Below are 15,870 nucleotides of genomic sequence, written 5' to 3'. Positions count from 1 at the left end.
GGCTGGTTGCCGATGCGCAGGCGGTCAGAGAGGGCCTCGATCAGCCGCAGGCCGCGCCCGCCGGGCAGCAGCTCGCGGGGCTCGGCCCTCGGGACGGCGGCGTCGTCGGGGAAGCCTGGGCCGCAGTCGGTGACCTCGATGCGGCACATGTCGCCCAGGATCGAGGCGGTCACCCGGTAGACCTCGGATCGGTCGCCGCCGTGCTGAACGGCGTTGGCGCAGGCCTCGGAGAGGGCGACCGAGAGCTCGTGGGAGATGTCGGCGTCCACCCCAGCCGTCTCCATCGCGCCGAGCAGCAGGCGCCGGGCCAGCGGGACGCTGGCCGCCTCCCGGCGCAGTTGGAGAGACCACCAGATGCTCATGCTCCAGCCTCCTGGCCGCGGCTCGACATATCTGTAGGTATTGCCTACCGGCACCACAGGTAAGCGCGGTCCCGGTCCAACACCCCCCGTTCGGCGGATGTATCAGGACACAAGCATGGATATAGCGACACCTCGGCACGAGTGAAGGTACGTACTCGCGTGCGAGAATCCGGCCCCCGCGCCCGGGCGGCGGCGGGGCCGGTGAGATGATGACGCCGCCATGCGTGCCGGAGCCGATCTGCGACTGCTGCGAGCCGCGGTCTTCGCCGCGGCCTGCGCGACGCTGGCCGCGGCCGGTCACCTCTCGGCCGGCGGCCCCGGGGTGGCCGGCTGGGCGCTTGCCGCCGGCTGGCTCGCCGCCTTCGCGCTCGCCGTGCCGCTCGCCGGCCGCGAGCGCCGCTCCACGCCCGCCTTCGCCGCCACGCTCGCCGCCGGGCAGCTCGCCCTGCACGCCCTCTACGGCCTCGGCCAACACGGCTCGGCCGCCAGCGGCGGCCACTCGGGCGGCGGGAGCGCCGTCGAGCAGGCCAGGCGGCTGCTCTGCAACGACCAGCTCATGGCGCTCACCGAGGCCAGGGCGACGCGGATCGTCTCCGCCGCCGGCCTCCGTCCCGACGCGCACCCGGGCGGCGCGGCCGCGGCCCACGACTGGCTGCCGTCCTGGCCCATGCTGCTCGGCCACCTGGTGGCCGCCGTATTCGCCGGTTGGCTCCTGCGCCGCGGCGAACACGCGCTGTGGCGGCTGCTCCGCCTCGCCCGGTTCGACGGCGCCGCGCTCGACGTCCTCGACGTGCTGGCCCCGCCGCTCAGGCGGGCGCTGCGCCTCGCGCGGCTGCTCCGCGCCGGCGCGCTGCCGCGGCCGCCCGCCGCGCGCCGCCCGCGCCCCGGAGACCGCCCGCACCCCGCCGTCGCCGGCATCGCGCTGCCGCCCGCCCTGACCAGGCGCGGCCCGCCGCGCGCCGGGGGCGCGGCGGAACTGGCGCTCGCGGCCTGACGCACTCCCCGGGAAGACCGGGCAGGGGTGCGGCGGCGCCGTGCGCCCGAGGCCGCCCACGCGCGCCGCGCGCCCCCGGTCCCCGCCTGTCTTCCGTATCCCTTCCTTCCGTATCCCTTCCTTCCGCATCCCTTCCTTCCGCATCCCTTCCTTCCGCATCCCTTCCTTCCGCATCCCTTCCTTCCGTCTCCGCGTCCACGTGGCGCGGGGCTCACCGTGGAGTGCTCATGAAGCGCACGCGCATGGCCGCCTGCTCGGCGATCGGCGCCGCGGCCGTCCTCCTGACCGTCGCCACCCCCGCCGCCCAGGCCCATGTCACCGTCGACCCGAGCGAGGCCGAGCAGGGCGGTTACGCCGTCCTCAACCTCCGGGTGCCCAACGAGAGCGACACCGCCTCGACCACCAGGCTCGAGATCCACCTCGACCCCGAGCACCCGCTCGCCTCCGTGCGGCCGCAGCCGGTCCCCGGCTGGGACGTCGAGGTCCAGACGGCCGAGCTCGACGAGCCGATCGAGCTGCATGGCAGCCAGGTCACCGAGGCGCCCACCACCATCATCTGGACCGGGGGCGAGATCGAGCCCGGGATGTTCCAGCAGTTCCCGATCTCCGTGGGCCCGCTGCCCGAGGACGTCGACCAGCTGCTGTTCAAGGCCGTCCAGACCTACGACGACGGCGAGGTCGCGCGCTGGATCGAGGAGCCGACCGACGACGGCGTCGAGCCGGAGAACCCGGCCCCGGTCCTGGCGCTCACCCCAAGCGAGGGCGGCCACCACGGCGCCGAGTCAGGCGCGGACACGGGCGCGGACGCCGAGTCCGCCGACGAGGCGGCGCACGACGCCGAGCAGGCGGCTGACGAGGCGACCACCGACACCACGGCCCGGGTACTGGCCGGCGTCGGCATCGCGGTCGGCATCGCCGGCGTCGCCTTCGGCGTCCTCGCCGGCCGCCGCCGGAACGCCGCCGAAGACGGCGACCCGACCGCCGCCTCCTGACCGTCCGTAACCCGTGAGACCACGCGGGGCGGAGCCTCCTCCGCCCCGCGCCACGACCACCACACCAGGAACACTCGATGCACCTGCGCAAGATCAGCACCACCGCCGCGGCCCTCGCGGCCACGCTCGTCCTGGCAGCCTGCGGCGGCGACCCGGCCGGCGGCGACGGCGACGGCGACGAGGCCGCCGCCGAGGTCCGCAGCGCCCACGCCGCGGACGAGGGCACCGTCCTCGACGCCCCCTTCGACAAGCCGGAGCTCGTGCTCACCGACACCAACGGCGAGGAGTACGACTTCGTCGAACGCACGGCGGGCCGGGCCACCCTCCTCTACTTCGGCTACACCCACTGCCCCGACATCTGCCCGCTCACCATGAGCAACATCGGCATCGCGAGTGCCGGCCTGACCGAAGAACAGCGCGCCCAGCTGGACGTCGTCTTCGTCACCACCGACCCGGAGCGCGACACCCCGGAGTCGCTGGGGCCGTGGCTCGAGGCCCAGGGCCCCGACTTCACCGGGCTCACTGGCGACTTCGCGACGATCCAGGAGGCCGCCCGCTCGCTCGGCGTCCACATCGAGCCGTCGACCGAGGACGAGAACGGCGACATCATCTCCACCCACGGCACCCAGGTGATCGCCTTCCTGCCCACTGACGACCGGGCGCACGTCGTCTACACCGAGGGCGTCACCAGCGACACCTTCGCGCGCGACCTCCCGGGCCTGATCGAGGGGGAACTGCCGTGACCCGCGGGTCGGCGGCGACGGCCGCCCTCGCCGGCGCGCTGGCGCTCGGCCTCGTCGCCTGCTCGGGCGGCGAAGGCGACGAGGCGCGGCCCGCGCTGCGGGCGACCGGCGCCTACGTGCCGCAGCCACCCACCCAGGAGGTCGCCGGCGCCTTCCTGACCATAGAGAACACCGGCGACGCGGACGACACCCTCGTCTCGGTGAGCAGCGACGCGGCCGGCACGGTCGAGATCCACGAGACCGTGGACAACCAGATGCGCCAGGTCGACTCGCTGCCCGTGCCGGCGGGCGGCGAACTCGACCTCGCCCGCGGCGGCAACCACGTGATGTTGCTCGACCTCTCCCGCCGGCTCGTCGAAGGCGAGACCGTGAGCCTCGAACTGCGCTTCGAGACCTCGGACCCCATCACCGTCGACGTGCCGGTCGAGTCGGCCACCCACACCGGGGAGTGACACCTGCGTCATGAGAGCCACGACCACCCTTCCCCGCCCCCTCGTCACGCTGCTGCTCGGCGCCCTGGCCACGGTCGCCGCGCTCGCCGGCCTGCTCGCCGGCGCCGGCCCCGCCGCGGCCCACGCGGCGCTCGACGACAGCACGCCGGGGGACGGGGAGGTGGTCGCCACGGCCCCCGACGAGGTGTCCCTCACCTTCACCGAGGGCGTCTCGCTCGCGCCGGACGCCATTCGCGTCCTGGCCCCCGACGGCGAGCGCGCCGACACCGGCGAACCCACCGGATCAGGACGCGACCACGCGGTGGCGCTGCGCCCCGGCCTCGCCGACGGCACGTACACCGTGGCCTGGCAGGTCGTCTCGGCCGACAGCCACCCCGTCTCCGGCGCCTTCACCTTCTCCATCGGCGCACCGTCCGAGACCTCGGTCGACCCGGCCGGCGTGACCGTGAGCGGCGACGACGGGCTCGTCGGACTGCTGTACGACATCGGGCGCTACGCCGCCTACACCGGCTTCCTGCTCCTCGTCGGCTCCTGCGTCTTCGTGCTGGTGTGCTGGCCGGCCGCCGCCGCCCGCCGGTCCGTGCAGCGAGTGACCCTGGCCGGCTGGATCGTGCTGACCGGCGCCACCATCGCGCTGCTGTGGCTGCGCATCCCCTACACGGGATCCGGCGAACTGGCCGACGCCCTCGACCCCACCAGGCTGCGGGACGTCGTCGCCACCAGGACCGGCACCGCGCTCGTCACCCGGCTGCTGCTCGCCGCGGCGGCCGGTCTCTTCATCGCGCTGCTCTACGGCTCCTACGCCAGGCTGCGCGCCGCCGAGCGGGAGCGGCCGGCAGCCGACCCGGAGGACGAGGAGCACGGGGCGGACGCCGAGTACCGCGCCGTCCGGCTGCGCGACCTCACGTTCGGCCTCGGCATCGGCGGCACCATCATCGCCGTCGGCATCGCCGCCACCTGGGCCACCTCGGAACACGCCGCGACCGGGCGGCAGACCGCCCTGGCCATCCCCGCCGACGTCGTCCACCTGCTGGCCGTCGCCATTTGGCTCGGCGGCCTCGTCACCCTGCTCGTCCTCCTGCACCGCACGTCGGGCGGGCCGCCGCGGGCCGCCGTCCGCCGCTACTCGGCGCTGGCCACCGGCAGCGTCGCCGCGCTCGCCGTCACCGGGCTCTACCAGTCCTGGCGGCAGGTCGGCCTGTCCTGGACGGCGCTCACCGACACCTCCTACGGGCGCCTGCTGATGCTGAAGGTCGCGCTGGTCGCCGTGGTGCTGGCGGTCGCCGTGGCCTCCCGGCGTTGGACGGCCCGGCTGGCCGACCCGGCCGAGCCGGCGGACACCGCCCCCGAGGCCGCCCCCGAGACCGTCCCGGTGGGCGGCGCGGTCGGCGGCGAGAACGGCGGCGAGGTCGCCGACGGCACCGACCCGGCGCGGGCCAGACAGCTCGCCAGACAGCGCGCCGCCATCGAGCGCGCCGCCCGCCTCCGCGCCCGCGACGCCGACCCCGTCCGCTCAGGGCTGCGGCGCTCCATGCTGGCCGAGGCGGCGATCGCCGCCGTGCTGCTCGGCGTCACGACCGCGCTCACCGCGACCACCCCGGCCCACACCGCGGCCACCGAGGCGGCGGCCGACACGGCCGGCGGCGGCGCGGCGGACCGGCCGGCCGGCGAACCCCTGTCGCTCTCCCTCCCCTACGACACCGGCGGCGAGGACGGCAGCGGCCAGGCCACGATCGACCTCTCACCGGCCCGCGCCGGCGACAACACCCTGCACATCCGTCTCACCGACCCCGAGGGCCTGCCCACCACGGCCGACGAGGTCCGGCTCGCCCTGACCCTGCCGGCCGAGGACATCGGCCCGCTGCGCCACGATCCCCTGCACGTCGACGTCGGCCACTGGACCGTCACCGACCTCCAACTGCCCCGCCCCGGCACCTGGGAGCTGGCCCTGACCATCCGTACCTCCGACATCGACCAGGTGACCGAGACCACCTCGTTCACCATCGACTGAGCCCACCCAGAGTCCACCCGAGCCAACCGAGCCAACCCGAGCCAACCCGAGCCAACCCCGACCAACCAGTGGCAGACCATGACTGACATCTCCCGCCGCCGCCTGCTCACCACCGCCGGCACCGCGGGCGCCGCGGGCCTCGCGCTCGGCACCGCCGGCGGCGCCGTCGCGCACGCCGCCGTCGCCGCCCCGGGCGAACCGGCCCTCACCACCCTCGGTGCCACCGCCGTCCCGTTCCACGGCACCCACCAGCCCGGCATCACCACGCCGGCCCAGACCCACGGCCACCTCGTCGCCCTCGACCTCGCCCGCGACGCCGGCCGCCGTGAGGCCGCCAACCTGCTGCGCCGCTGGTCCACACTCGCCGCCCGGCTGATGGCCGGCGAGACGCCGGTGGACGACACCGCCGTCGCCCGGGACGCAGGGCCCGCCTCCCTCACCGTCACCATCGGCCTCGGCCACGGCTTCTTCGACGCCACCGGCCTCGCCGACGCCCGCCCCGCCGCCCTCGACCCGCTGCCCGTCTTCTCCAACGACGCCCTTGACCCGGCGCGATCGGACGGCGACCTGTGGCTCCAGATCGGCGCCGACGACGCGCTCGTCGCCTTCCACGCGCTGCGCGCGCTGCAGCGCGCGGCGGCGGGCACCGCGGCCGTCCGCTGGCAGATGACGGGCTTCAACCGCAGCCCCGGCGCCACCGCCCGCCCCATGACCAGCCGCAACCTGATGGGGCAGATCGACGGCACCAACAACCCCAGGCCCACGGACGACGACTTCGACCAGCGGGTCTTCGTGCCCGAGGACGGCGCCCCCGGCTGGATGGCCGGCGGCTCCTACGTCGTGGTCCGCCGGATCCGGATGCTGCTCGACGACTGGGAGCGGCGGAGCGAGGCCGAGCAAGAGCGGGTGATCGGGCGCCGTAAGTCCGACGGCGCCCCGCTCACCGGGGGCGACGAGACCACCCCCGTCGACCTGGAGGCGGCCGAGGCGGACGGCAGCCCGGTGATCGCCGCCAACGCTCACGTTCGGGTCAGCGCGCCCGAGACCAACGGCGGCGCGGCGATGCTCCGCCGCCCCTTCTCCTTCCACGACGGGTTCCTGGACGACGGCAGCCCGGACGCGGGGCTGCTGTTCGTCTGCTGGCAGGCCGATCCGCTGCGCGGCTTCGTGCCGGTGCAGCGCAAGCTGGACCGCGGCGACGCGCTCTCGACGTTCATCAGGCACGAGGCGAGCGCGCTGTTCGCGGTGCCTGGCGGGGCCGCCGAGGGCGAGTACGTCGGCCAGCGGCTGCTCGAGGGCTGACCCGGTGGCCGGCGGGCGGGGTGAACGTTCGAAGGCTGATACCGCGACGCGGGCGCCCGCGCGCCGCGGCTACCGTGGCGTCATGACAGCAGCGAGTCGCTACACCTACCTGGGCCCCGAGGGCACCTTCACCGAAGCCGCGCTCCGCACCCTGCCGGAAGCGGCCACCCGCGAGCTCGTACCGATGATCTCCGTGCCGGCGGCCCTGGACGCGGTGCGCTCCGGGGAGGCGGCGGGCGCGCTCGTGCCCATCGAGAACTCGGTGGAGGGCGGCGTGCTGGCCACGGTGGACGAGCTGGCGTCCGGCGAGCCGCTGATGATCTACCGCGAGGTGCTGCTGCCCATCGCGTTCGCGCTGCTGGTCAGGCCGGGCACGAGCATCGAGTCGATCAAGACGGTCACCGGGCACCCGGTCGCCCAGCCGCAGGTGCGGGACTGGCTCAGGCGTTTCCTGCCGGAGGCGCAGTGGGAGTCGGCGGCGTCCAACGCGGACGGCGCGCGGCTGGTGCAGGAGGGCCGGTACGACGCGGCGTTCGCCGGCGAGTTCGCGGCCGCGATCTACGGGCTCGAGCCGCTGGTGACCGACATCCACGACGCGCACAACGCCACCACCCGGTTCGTGCTCGTGGGTCGGCCGGCGCGACCGGCGGCGAGCACCGGCGCCGACAAGACCTCGGTGGTGCTGTGGCTGCGCGCCGACCATCCTGGCGCGCTGCTCGAGGTGCTCCAGGAGTACGCGGCGCGCGGCGTGAACCTGACGCGGATCGAGTCCCGGCCCACCGGCAAGGGGATCGGGCAGTACTGCTTCTCCGTGGACTGCGAGGGGCACATCTCGGACCGGCGTGTGGGCGACGCGCTGATGGGGCTCAGGCGGCTCTGCTCCGATGTGCGCTTCCTCGGCTCGTATCCGCGCGCCGACCACGTGGAGCCGACCGTGCGCGCCGGCACGACGGACGACGACTTCCTCTCGGCGGCCGACTGGCTGACCCGGTGCCTCGACGGCCGGCCGGGCGGCGCGGGGCGTACGGCGTCGGAGCGCTGAAGGCCGGGTGTCCGGTGGGTGCCCGGTGGGTTATCCACGAGTTATCCACAGGGCACCCTCCGTGCCTGTGCATAAGTCGACACGACCAATCGGACATCATCGACATATCGCCCCGAGGTGCGCCAAGCCGTCCACAGCCCGCCGAATCCCTTTTCGTCACCCAAAACGACCGGCGCCCCTCCGGCGAGTGAGGAAATTCTCTTCAATTTCCCCCGTAAGAGAGTGTGAGCGGGGTTTGAGCGGGGAATTCTACGACCCCACGCCAGGAGCCCCCAGGAGGCCGTCCGGTTATCCACAGGGCCGCGTCCACCCCTGTGGATAACCCGGTGGACGACCCGCTGACCTGTGGATTTCCACAACCTCACCTTTCGCCGGATTTCACTGGATTTCCGGCAAAACAGGCAAAAGCCTCATCGGGCGTCGCGGCGCGCCGGCATCCCCGAATTCGGATTCAGCGCCAAGGACCGCCCCCGGTAGCCTGGTGCCGTGATTGACCTACGGCTGCTTCGCGAGGAACCGGACCGAGTGCGCGCCTCCCAGCGCGCCCGTGGAGAGGACGTCGACCTCGTCGACGCGCTGCTCTCCGCCGACGAGCGGCGCAGGTCGTCCAGTTCCCGCTTCGACGAGCTGCGCGCCGAGCAGAAGCAGCTCGGCAAGCGCGTCTCCCGGGCCGCCGGAGAGGAGAAGGCCGAGCTGCTGGCCCGCGCCGGCGAGCTGGCCGCCGCGGTCAAGGCGGCCGACGCCGAGCGCGACGAGGCCGCGGCCGAGGCCCAGGAGCTGCTGCTGCGGCTCGGCAACGTCGTCCACCCCGACGTGCCGGTCGGCGGCGAGGACGACTTCGTGGTGCGCGAGACGCACGGCACCATCCGCGACTTCACGGCCGAGGGCTTCGAGCCCAGGGACCACCTGGAGCTCGGCCAGACGCTCGGCGCCATCGACACCGAGCGCGGCGCCAAGGTCTCGGGATCCCGCTTCTACTACCTGACCGGCGTGGGCGCGCTGCTCGAGCTGGCCCTGGTCAACGCGGCGATCGCGCTGGCGACCGAGGCCGGCTTCGTCCCGATGCTGACCCCGGCGCTGGTCAAGCCCCGCGCCATGGAGGGCACCGGCTTCCTCGGCCAGGCCGCGCAGGACGTGTACCGCCTGGAGAAGGACGACTTCTACCTGGTCGGCACCTCCGAGGTGCCGCTCGCCGCCTACCACATGGACGAGATCCTGGACGCCGGCGAGCTGCCGCTGCGCTACGCCGGCTTCTCGCCCTGCTTCCGCCGCGAGGCCGGCTCCTACGGCAAAGACACCAGGGGCATCTTCCGGGTCCACCAGTTCGACAAGGTGGAGATGTTCTCCTACGTCGCGCCGGAGGACGCCGAGGCGGAGCTGGCCAGGCTGCTGGAGTGGGAGAAGCAGTGGCTCACCGCGCTCGAACTGCCGTTCCGCGTCATCGACGTGGCGAGCGGCGACCTGGGCGCCTCCGCCTCGCGCAAGTTCGACTGCGAGGCGTGGATCCCCACCCAGGGCAGGTACCGGGAGCTGACCTCCACGTCCAACTGCACCGAGTTCCAGGCGCGCAGGCTGGGCATCAGGGTGCGGACCAAGGACGCCGGGGTGCGCCCGCTCGCCACCCTCAACGGCACGCTGTGCGCCGTGCCGCGCACCATCGTCGCACTGCTCGAGAACCATCAGCAGGCGGACGGCTCGGTGCGGGTGCCCGAGGCGCTGCGGCCCTACCTGGCGGGGCGTGAGCTGTTCGAACCGGTCGCCAAGCCGGCCGCGGGGGCGGCACGGTGACCCTGCCGACCACCTTCCCCTACCGGCTGGTCGCCACCGACCTCGACGGCACGCTGCTCCGTAGCGACGAGACGATCTCCCCCCGGACCCGCGCGGCGCTCACCGCCGCGCAGGCCGCCGGGGCCGAGCACATCGTCGTCACCGGCCGCAGCGTCGCCTGGACCCGGCACATCCTCGACGACCTCGGCTACCTGGGCCTCGCGGTCTGCGGCCAGGGCGCACAGCTCTACCACGCGGGGGAGCACCGGCTGCTGACCTCCGTCACCCTGGACCGCGAGCTGGCGCGCGCCGCCGTGGCGCGTCTTGAGAAGACGTTGGGGCCGCTGCACATCGCCGCCAACCGGGACGGCCTCGACGGCCAGGTGGTGATGGAGGACGGCTTCCACGAGACGGTGGGCAGCACCTACGGCACCCACGGCGACGGCAACCCGCTCCCGGTGCGGGCCGCGGCACGCGCCGAGATCTTCGCCGAGCCGGTCATCAAGCTCTACCTGCACCACCCGGCGATGACGGACGACGAGCTGACCGCGGCGGCGCTCGACGAGCTGGGGGACGCGGTGGGCTTCGTCGTCTCGGGGGAGCGGCTGGTGGAGATGCTGCCGCTCGGCCTCACCAAGGCGACCGGCCTCTCGCTCGCCGCGCGCCGGCTCGGCGCGAAGGGCTCGGAGACGATCGCCTTCGGCGACATGCCGAACGACCTCCCGATGTTCGACTGGGCCGCGCACAGCGTCGCCATGGCGGGGGCGCACCCGGACGTCAGGGCCAGGGCCGACGAGGTCACCGCGGGCAACGACGAGGACGGCATCGCGCTCGTCCTCGAGCCGCTGCTCGACCAGCCGGCCGACGGCTGACCACCCCAACAGGCTCCTCACGCCGGCTAGTTATCCACAGCCTGTGTATAACTAGCCGCACGGTGGGACTCGTTGGGCTCAGCCCGGGAAGCGGAGGAAGGCGACCGGCACGGCCTCCGTGAGCCACACCCCGTTGTCGCTGCGCCAGAACAGGTGGCCGGCGGCGTGCATCGCGCCCGCGTCGACCGAGAGCACCACGGGCCGGCCGCGCTTGGCCCCGACCCGGGTGGTGGTCTCCCGGTCGGGCGACGGGTGCACGTGCTGACGGCCATCGGGCGCAGGCCCTCCGCCCCACGCGGCGGAGCCGCATATCGACAGCAGCGCGGCTCGAACTCACCCGTACTCGCGCGCGGCGTCGATATGCCCCACGCTGCGGAGCCGCATATCGGCACCGCGCGGCGCCAGGCAACGCGGCCAGCCGAAATGCCTGGGGGCTCGTCGCGAGCCCGCGAAGATCCGGAAGACAGGCCCCAGAGCCACCGGGATGGTGTGACCCCGGCTGGCCCTGATACGCCGGCCGGTCGGGTCGGTAACGAAGCGGCGCTTGTCGTTCCTGGCGACCGCCTCGTCCAGCTGGGCCCGGCTGACACGCATCCCGCGCCGCTCGCAGGCGGCGGCCCTTCGGGCGGCCGCCCGGCGGCGGCCGCCCGGCGGCTCAGCGCTCGCCGGCGATGGTGAGCGCGGCCAGCCTCCTGGCCGAGTACCAGGTGCCGAGCACGGTGGCCACGGCAAGCAGCACGAGACCGGTGCCCAGCGAGACCTCCGAGGTGATGTCGGCGCCGGGCTCGGCTATCCGCTCGGCGATGGCCATCGCCCACTGCTGGATGCTCAACGTCCGCGCGCCGGGCACCACGCTGCCGAACAGCGTCTCCCAGACCAGCGCGTAGACCAGGCCGAAGACCACCGCGTTCCTCGAGACGGTGCCGAGCAGCAGGAACACGGCGCTGTACGCCACGGAGGCGACGGCCGCGGCCACCGCGAAGGCGCCGGCGATGGTCTGGCTGTTGCCGTTGAGGATGAAGCCGGCCAGCAGGATCGGGATCGTGGTGAAGGCCAGGGTGACGCCGATGGCGACGATCAGCTTGGTGGTGATGATGGTGCGCCGGTCGAGCGGCTTGGAGAGCAGGTAGACGATCGAGCCGTCGTCGATCTCCGGGGCGATCGCCCCCGTGCCGGCGATCACACCGATCAGCGGCACCATCGAGGCCAGCGCGAAGCCGCCGAGGATCTCGGTGGCGGCGCGGTCGTCCGCCCCGTTGAGCAGGCGCACCGCGACGGCGATGACCAGCAGCAGCGCCGGCAGGGCGCTCAGGATCAGCGCGCGGCGGCGGCCGAGCAGGGCCCGGTAGGTGAGCCGGGCGACGGTCGGGTTGTACATCGCGATCGGGCTCCTTACGCGCTGACCAGGTAGGAGAAGACGCTCTCCAGCGACTCGTCCGAGGGCGAGACGGTGAACAGCCGGACGCCGTGCTCGCGGGCGAGCAGCGGGAGCCGGGTGGTGAAGCGGAGGAAGTCCACCGCCTGCACCCGCAGCGCGTTCTCCGCGGTGTCGAACTCGATGCCGCTGGTGGACGGGTCCGCTATGAGCGCCGCCGCCAGCGCCCGGTCGTCGCTCGACCGGACGAGGTAGCGGTGCGGCCGGTCCGTCATCAGCCGGCGGATCCGCCGGTAGTCGCCCGAGGCCGCGTGCCGGCCGGCCACGACGACCTCGATGTGGCTGGCGAGCTGCTCGACCTCCTCCAGGATGTGGGAGGAGAACAGCACGGTGCGCCCCTCCTCGCCCATCCGCCGGAGCAGCTCCATCAGATGCATGCGCTGCCGCGGGTCCATGCCGTTGAACGGCTCGTCGAGCAGCAGCACCGACGGCTGGTGCACCAGCGCCGAGGCCATCTTGACGCGCTGCCGCATGCCCTTGCTGTAGGTGGAGACGCGACGGTCGGCGGCGCCGGTCATCTCGACCGTCTCCAGGGCGGCGCGGGCCGCCGCTCCCGGGTCCGGCAGGCCGTGCAGCTCGGCGTTGGCCAGCACGAACTCGCCGCCGGTCAGGTAGTCGTACATCCCCTCGCGCTCGGGGACGAGGCCGATCTGCCGGTATGCCTCCGGGTTGCGCCAGATCGGCCTGTCGTCGAGCGTGACGGCGCCGGCCGAGGGCGCGAGGAAGCCGCTCATCATGTGGATCAGCGTCGACTTGCCCGCGCCGTTGGGCCCGAGCAGGCCGGTGACGCCGGGGGAGATGTCCATGGTGACGTCGTTGACCGCGACCACGTTGCCGAACCAGCGGGAGGTCTTGGAGATGTGGATGGTGGTCATGGCCTACAGACCCGCCTTCCGGTAGCGGCGGACCAGCAGCACGTAGCTCAGGGCCGCGAGACCGACGGTGAGGATGAGGTACGCGACGCCGGCCGCCGTGGACGGGCCCTGCTCGTCGGGGAAGCCGCTGGTGCCGTCGAGGAACGCGGCCTGCAGGCCGTCGATCAGGGTGCCGGGCGAGAACAGACCGAGCCAGCCGATCGCGTCGGACTCGCCCTGCTGGTTGGCGATCTCCTGGACCGCCGTGACGGCGACGAAGGGGATGGTCAGCGCCGCGATGATGGCCGCCACGCCGAAGCCGCGCCGCGGGGTGCGGGAGGCCACCACGAGGGCAAGGCCGGCGTGCGTCACGGCGAGCACGGCGGTGGCCACCAGGCCGAGCAGGTACCCGCGCGTCTGGTCGGCGAAGCCGAGCTCGGCGAGCAGGCCGCCGGCGTAGGCGATGGTAAGCGGGACCGCGACGAAGAGGAAGAGGGCCGAGGAGAGCGCCGCGAACTTGGCCCGCACGTAGTCGGTGGGGGTCATGGGGCGCGAGAAGTAGAGCGGGATGGTGCGGAACCGCAGGTCGAGGGAGACCATCTGGGGCGCGGCGAGCGCGATGTAGAGGCCGAGGATCGGCTGCAGTGCCAGCCCGTACCCCTGGTACTCGATGGGCATCTCGTCGAGCCCGGAGAACGCCGCGACGGCCACCATCACCACGGCGGGCAGGCACATCACGGCGAACAGGCTGAACGGCAGCACCTTGGAGCGGGCCGACCGGCCGAGGCCGAAGGCGCCGCGCAGCGAGTGCGAGAAGAGCGCGAGCCGCGCCTGGCTCGGGCCGAGCCGCTCGCCCTCGTAGCGGCGGTAGCCGATGTTGTGGATCCGCGCGTCCTGCGCGGCGGACGGGGTCACGGCTGTGCCTCCTGGAAGACCTCGGCGATGCGGTGGCGGCGCTGCTCCATGCGCACCAGGCCGAGGCCGAGCTCGGCCACGGCGTCCCGCACGGTGTCGTAGACGTCGTCCGCGGCGGCCTCCACGAGCAGCAGGTGGCCGGGGGCCGGGGCCGCGTCGAGACCGCGGGCGGCCAGCGCGGCGCGCAGCGCGGACGCGCCGTCCGGGTGGGTGTCGGAGTCGGTGACCTCGACGGCCAGCAAGGCGGTGGCCTCGGTGAAGCTGGCGGTTGTCTGGGAGCGCAGCAGCCGGCCGCCGTCGATGACGACGATGTGGTCGCTGGTGCGCTCGAGTTCCCCGAGCAGGTGCGAGGTGACGAGGACGGAGATGCCGAAGTCGGTGTGGATGCGGCGGATCAGGCCCAGCATCTCGTCCCGGCCGGCGGGGTCGAGCCCGTTGGTCGGCTCGTCGAGCAGGACGAGACGCGGGTCGTGCACCAGCGCCTGGGCGAGCTTGACGCGCTGCTTCATGCCCGTCGAGTAGCCGCCCATGGGCCGGTACCGCTCCTCGTAGAGCCCGACGTGGCGCAGCGTGTCCGCGGTGCGCTCGCGGGCCGCGGTGCGCGGCAGCCCGGACATCCGGCCCATGTGCACCACGAACTCGGTGGCCGACACGTCGGGCGGGAGGCAGTCGTGCTCGGGCATGTACCCGACCTGCTCGCGGATGGCCCCGCCGTCCGACTCGGCGTCGTGGCCCAGCACCCGGGCGGAGCCCTCGGTGGCCGGGGCGAGGCCGAGCAGGATCTTGATCAGGGTCGACTTGCCCGCGCCGTTGGCCCCGACGAGGCCCGTCACGCCCGGGCCTATGTCGACCGAGAGGCCGTCGAGGGCGGTGACCTTGGGATACCGCTTGGTCAGTCCCCTGGTGCTGATGACGCTCGCCCCGGCCCCGCTCGCCGGGCCGGCGGTGCCCATACTCGTAGTCACGCTCACGGGTAAGACGCTAGTGCCCCGCGCCGGGTGCGCGCGTCCCCCTTTGGTAGCTCTTTTCCCCTACCTTGTGCATAAGCCGACCGGGTGAGCCCCTAGGGGACCGTGACCTGGGTGACGATGCGCTCGAAGACCGCCTGGTCGGTGGCGAACACCGAGTCCGGCACGGGCCAGTGCAACACGACCTCGGTGAAGCCGAGCTGGGCGCAGGTGCCGGCGTACTCCGCGAACGCGTCGACCGAGGCGAGCGGTGAGACGCCGCGCGGCGCGAAGGCGCTGGTGTCGAGCAGCACCCGGCCGAGCGTCGACGGCTCCCGCCCGATCTCCTCGCAGACGCCGTCCAGGCGCTCGACCTGGCGCGCCAGCGACCGGTAGAAGTCGGCCGCCGTGGAGCCGGTCGAGGTCGGGTCGCCGGTGGTCACCCACGCCTGGCCGTGGCGGGCGGCGAGCCGCATGCCGCGCGGCCCCGTCGCGGCCACCGCGAAGGGCAGTCGGGGACGCTGGACGCAGCCCGGCACGTTGCGCACCTCGTGCGCCGCGTAGAAGTCGCCCTGGTAGGAGACGCCGCTGCCGCCCTCGCTGAGCAGCAGGTCGAGCAGGCCGACGAACTCCGCGAACCGGTCGGCGCGCTCCCGCGGCGGCCACGCCTCGTTGCCGAGCGCGGTGGCGTCGAAGCCGGTGCCGCCCGAGCCGATGCCCAGCGTCACCCGGCCGTCGGTGACGTCGTCCAGGGTGATCAGCTCCTTGGCCAGGGTGACCGGGTGCCGGAAGTTGGGCGAGGTGACCAGGGTGCCGAGCCGGAGCCGCTCGGTCGCGGTCGCCGCGGCGGTCAACGTGGGTATGGCGCCGAACCAGGTGCGGTCGCGGAAGCTGCGCCAGGAGAGATGATCATAGGTGTACGCGGTGTGGAACCCGAGTTCCTCGGCGCGCTGCCAGGTCCGCCGACCCTCGGTCGACCAGCGGTACACGGGCAGGATCACGGTGGACAGTCGCAGGGGAAGCGCCGACGAGACAGCCATGGGCAGCAAGCGTAGGCCCTTTCGCGCCAGCCTTGCGCCGCTTCCCGACAGGTTCCGGGTGCACGCCGGGCGTGGCACATCCGAGTGAGCTGTCGCACGAATGTGCCTGCATATGCTGGTGGACTGTGCCCACACCCTCCCC

Annotated in this window: 15 protein-coding genes and 2 pseudogenes; 9 read left to right on the top strand and 8 right to left on the bottom strand. The window is 73.5% G+C overall.

Annotated features, from left to right (window positions below):
- A partial coding sequence (locus E1265_RS20285) for an ATP-binding protein (RefSeq protein ID WP_132931970.1) occupies positions 1–362 on the bottom strand: 362 nt, incomplete at its 3' end.
- A 220-nt stretch (positions 363–582) separates the two neighbouring features.
- On the opposite strand from E1265_RS20285, the gene E1265_RS20280 reads away from it, so the two are divergent.
- The 9 genes from E1265_RS20280 to E1265_RS20240 all read left to right on the top strand — a co-directional run bounded on the left by E1265_RS20280 (position 583) and on the right by E1265_RS20240 (position 10,537).
- Positions 583–1,356: a hypothetical protein gene (locus tag E1265_RS20280; protein ID WP_132931968.1), complete on the top strand. Its 774-nt coding sequence runs from the start codon at positions 583–585 to the stop codon at positions 1,354–1,356.
- Positions 1,357–1,583: 227 nt separating this feature from the next.
- Positions 1,584–2,348 (top strand): YcnI family protein, encoded by a 765-nt coding sequence (locus E1265_RS20275; protein WP_132931966.1) that lies wholly within the window; start codon positions 1,584–1,586, stop codon positions 2,346–2,348.
- Between the two features lie 77 nt (positions 2,349–2,425).
- A complete protein-coding gene (locus E1265_RS20270) occupies positions 2,426–3,091 on the top strand; it encodes an SCO family protein (protein WP_132931964.1) in 666 nt (221 codons plus the stop codon).
- Positions 3,088–3,543: a copper chaperone PCu(A)C gene (locus E1265_RS20265; protein ID WP_132931962.1), complete on the top strand. Its 456-nt coding sequence runs from the start codon at positions 3,088–3,090 to the stop codon at positions 3,541–3,543. Before E1265_RS20270 ends, E1265_RS20265 begins: the two co-directional genes overlap by 4 nt.
- A 10-nt stretch (positions 3,544–3,553) precedes the next feature.
- Entirely contained in the window at positions 3,554–5,554 is a 2,001-nt protein-coding gene (locus E1265_RS20260) for a copper resistance protein CopC (RefSeq protein WP_132931960.1), read from the top strand.
- 78 nt (positions 5,555–5,632) lie between these two features.
- Positions 5,633–6,856: an iron uptake transporter deferrochelatase/peroxidase subunit gene (gene efeB, locus E1265_RS20255; RefSeq protein ID WP_132931958.1), complete on the top strand. Its 1,224-nt coding sequence runs from the start codon at positions 5,633–5,635 to the stop codon at positions 6,854–6,856.
- An 82-nt stretch (positions 6,857–6,938) separates the two neighbouring features.
- A complete protein-coding gene (gene pheA / locus E1265_RS20250; protein WP_132931956.1) occupies positions 6,939–7,898 on the top strand; it encodes a prephenate dehydratase in 960 nt (319 codons plus the stop codon).
- Between the two features lie 486 nt (positions 7,899–8,384).
- Positions 8,385–9,686: a serine--tRNA ligase gene (serS, locus tag E1265_RS20245; RefSeq protein ID WP_132931954.1), complete on the top strand. Its 1,302-nt coding sequence runs from the start codon at positions 8,385–8,387 to the stop codon at positions 9,684–9,686.
- Complete coding sequence (locus E1265_RS20240; protein WP_243740962.1) at positions 9,683–10,537, top strand: Cof-type HAD-IIB family hydrolase; 855 nt, start codon at positions 9,683–9,685, stop codon at positions 10,535–10,537. Before serS ends, E1265_RS20240 begins: the two co-directional genes overlap by 4 nt.
- A gap of 78 nt (positions 10,538–10,615) precedes the next feature.
- Here the strand turns inward: E1265_RS20240 and E1265_RS20235 are convergent.
- The 7 genes and pseudogenes from E1265_RS20235 to E1265_RS20210 all read right to left on the bottom strand — a co-directional run.
- A pseudogene (locus E1265_RS20235) lies at positions 10,616–10,804 on the bottom strand (RNA 2'-phosphotransferase); the annotation flags it as partial.
- Positions 10,805–11,005: 201 nt separating this feature from the next.
- Positions 11,006–11,125, bottom strand: a pseudogene (locus E1265_RS39365) (RNA 2'-phosphotransferase); the annotation flags it as partial.
- 67 nt (positions 11,126–11,192) lie between these two features.
- Entirely contained in the window at positions 11,193–11,915 is a 723-nt protein-coding gene (locus E1265_RS20230) for an ABC transporter permease subunit (protein ID WP_132931953.1), read from the bottom strand.
- Positions 11,916–11,929: 14 nt separating this feature from the next.
- A complete protein-coding gene (locus E1265_RS20225) occupies positions 11,930–12,847 on the bottom strand; it encodes an ABC transporter ATP-binding protein (RefSeq protein WP_132931951.1) in 918 nt (305 codons plus the stop codon).
- A 3-nt stretch (positions 12,848–12,850) separates the two neighbouring features.
- Positions 12,851–13,741, bottom strand: coding sequence for an ABC transporter permease subunit (locus E1265_RS20220; RefSeq protein WP_132931949.1), 891 nt, complete (start codon positions 13,739–13,741; stop codon positions 12,851–12,853).
- A complete protein-coding gene (locus E1265_RS20215; RefSeq protein ID WP_132931972.1) occupies positions 13,738–14,694 on the bottom strand; it encodes an ABC transporter ATP-binding protein in 957 nt (318 codons plus the stop codon). The genes E1265_RS20220 and E1265_RS20215 overlap by 4 nt, the downstream gene beginning before the upstream one ends.
- A 110-nt stretch (positions 14,695–14,804) precedes the next feature.
- Complete coding sequence (locus E1265_RS20210; RefSeq protein WP_132931947.1) at positions 14,805–15,728, bottom strand: LLM class flavin-dependent oxidoreductase; 924 nt, start codon at positions 15,726–15,728, stop codon at positions 14,805–14,807.
- Positions 15,729–15,870: the final 142 nt, after the last annotated feature.

It is taken from the genome of Streptomyces sp. 8K308 (genome assembly GCF_004348315.1).
Classification (GTDB): Bacteria; Actinomycetota; Actinomycetes; order Streptomycetales; family Streptomycetaceae; genus Streptomyces.
Note: the sequence above shows the minus strand (reverse complement) of the source record. Positions and strands in the feature narration are given on the sequence as shown.

What these genes read in the sequence shown, in the direction of transcription:
- E1265_RS20280 (WP_132931968.1), top strand. Translation starts at nt 583, where the DNA reads ATGCGTGCCGGAGCCGATCTGCGACTGCTGCGAGCCGCGGTCTTCGCC.
- E1265_RS20275 (WP_132931966.1), top strand. Translation starts at nt 1,584, where the DNA reads ATGAAGCGCACGCGCATGGCCGCCTGCTCGGCGATCGGCGCCGCGGCC.
- E1265_RS20270 (WP_132931964.1), top strand. Translation starts at nt 2,426, where the DNA reads ATGCACCTGCGCAAGATCAGCACCACCGCCGCGGCCCTCGCGGCCACG.
- E1265_RS20260 (WP_132931960.1), top strand. Translation starts at nt 3,554, where the DNA reads ATGAGAGCCACGACCACCCTTCCCCGCCCCCTCGTCACGCTGCTGCTC.
- efeB (WP_132931958.1), top strand. Translation starts at nt 5,633, where the DNA reads ATGACTGACATCTCCCGCCGCCGCCTGCTCACCACCGCCGGCACCGCG.
- pheA (WP_132931956.1), top strand. Translation starts at nt 6,939, where the DNA reads ATGACAGCAGCGAGTCGCTACACCTACCTGGGCCCCGAGGGCACCTTC.
- E1265_RS20230 (WP_132931953.1), bottom strand. Translation starts at nt 11,915, where the DNA reads ATGTACAACCCGACCGTCGCCCGGCTCACCTACCGGGCCCTGCTCGGC.
- E1265_RS20225 (WP_132931951.1), bottom strand. Translation starts at nt 12,847, where the DNA reads ATGACCACCATCCACATCTCCAAGACCTCCCGCTGGTTCGGCAACGTG.
- E1265_RS20215 (WP_132931972.1), bottom strand. Translation starts at nt 14,694, where the DNA reads ATGGGCACCGCCGGCCCGGCGAGCGGGGCCGGGGCGAGCGTCATCAGC.
- E1265_RS20210 (WP_132931947.1), bottom strand. Translation starts at nt 15,728, where the DNA reads ATGGCTGTCTCGTCGGCGCTTCCCCTGCGACTGTCCACCGTGATCCTG.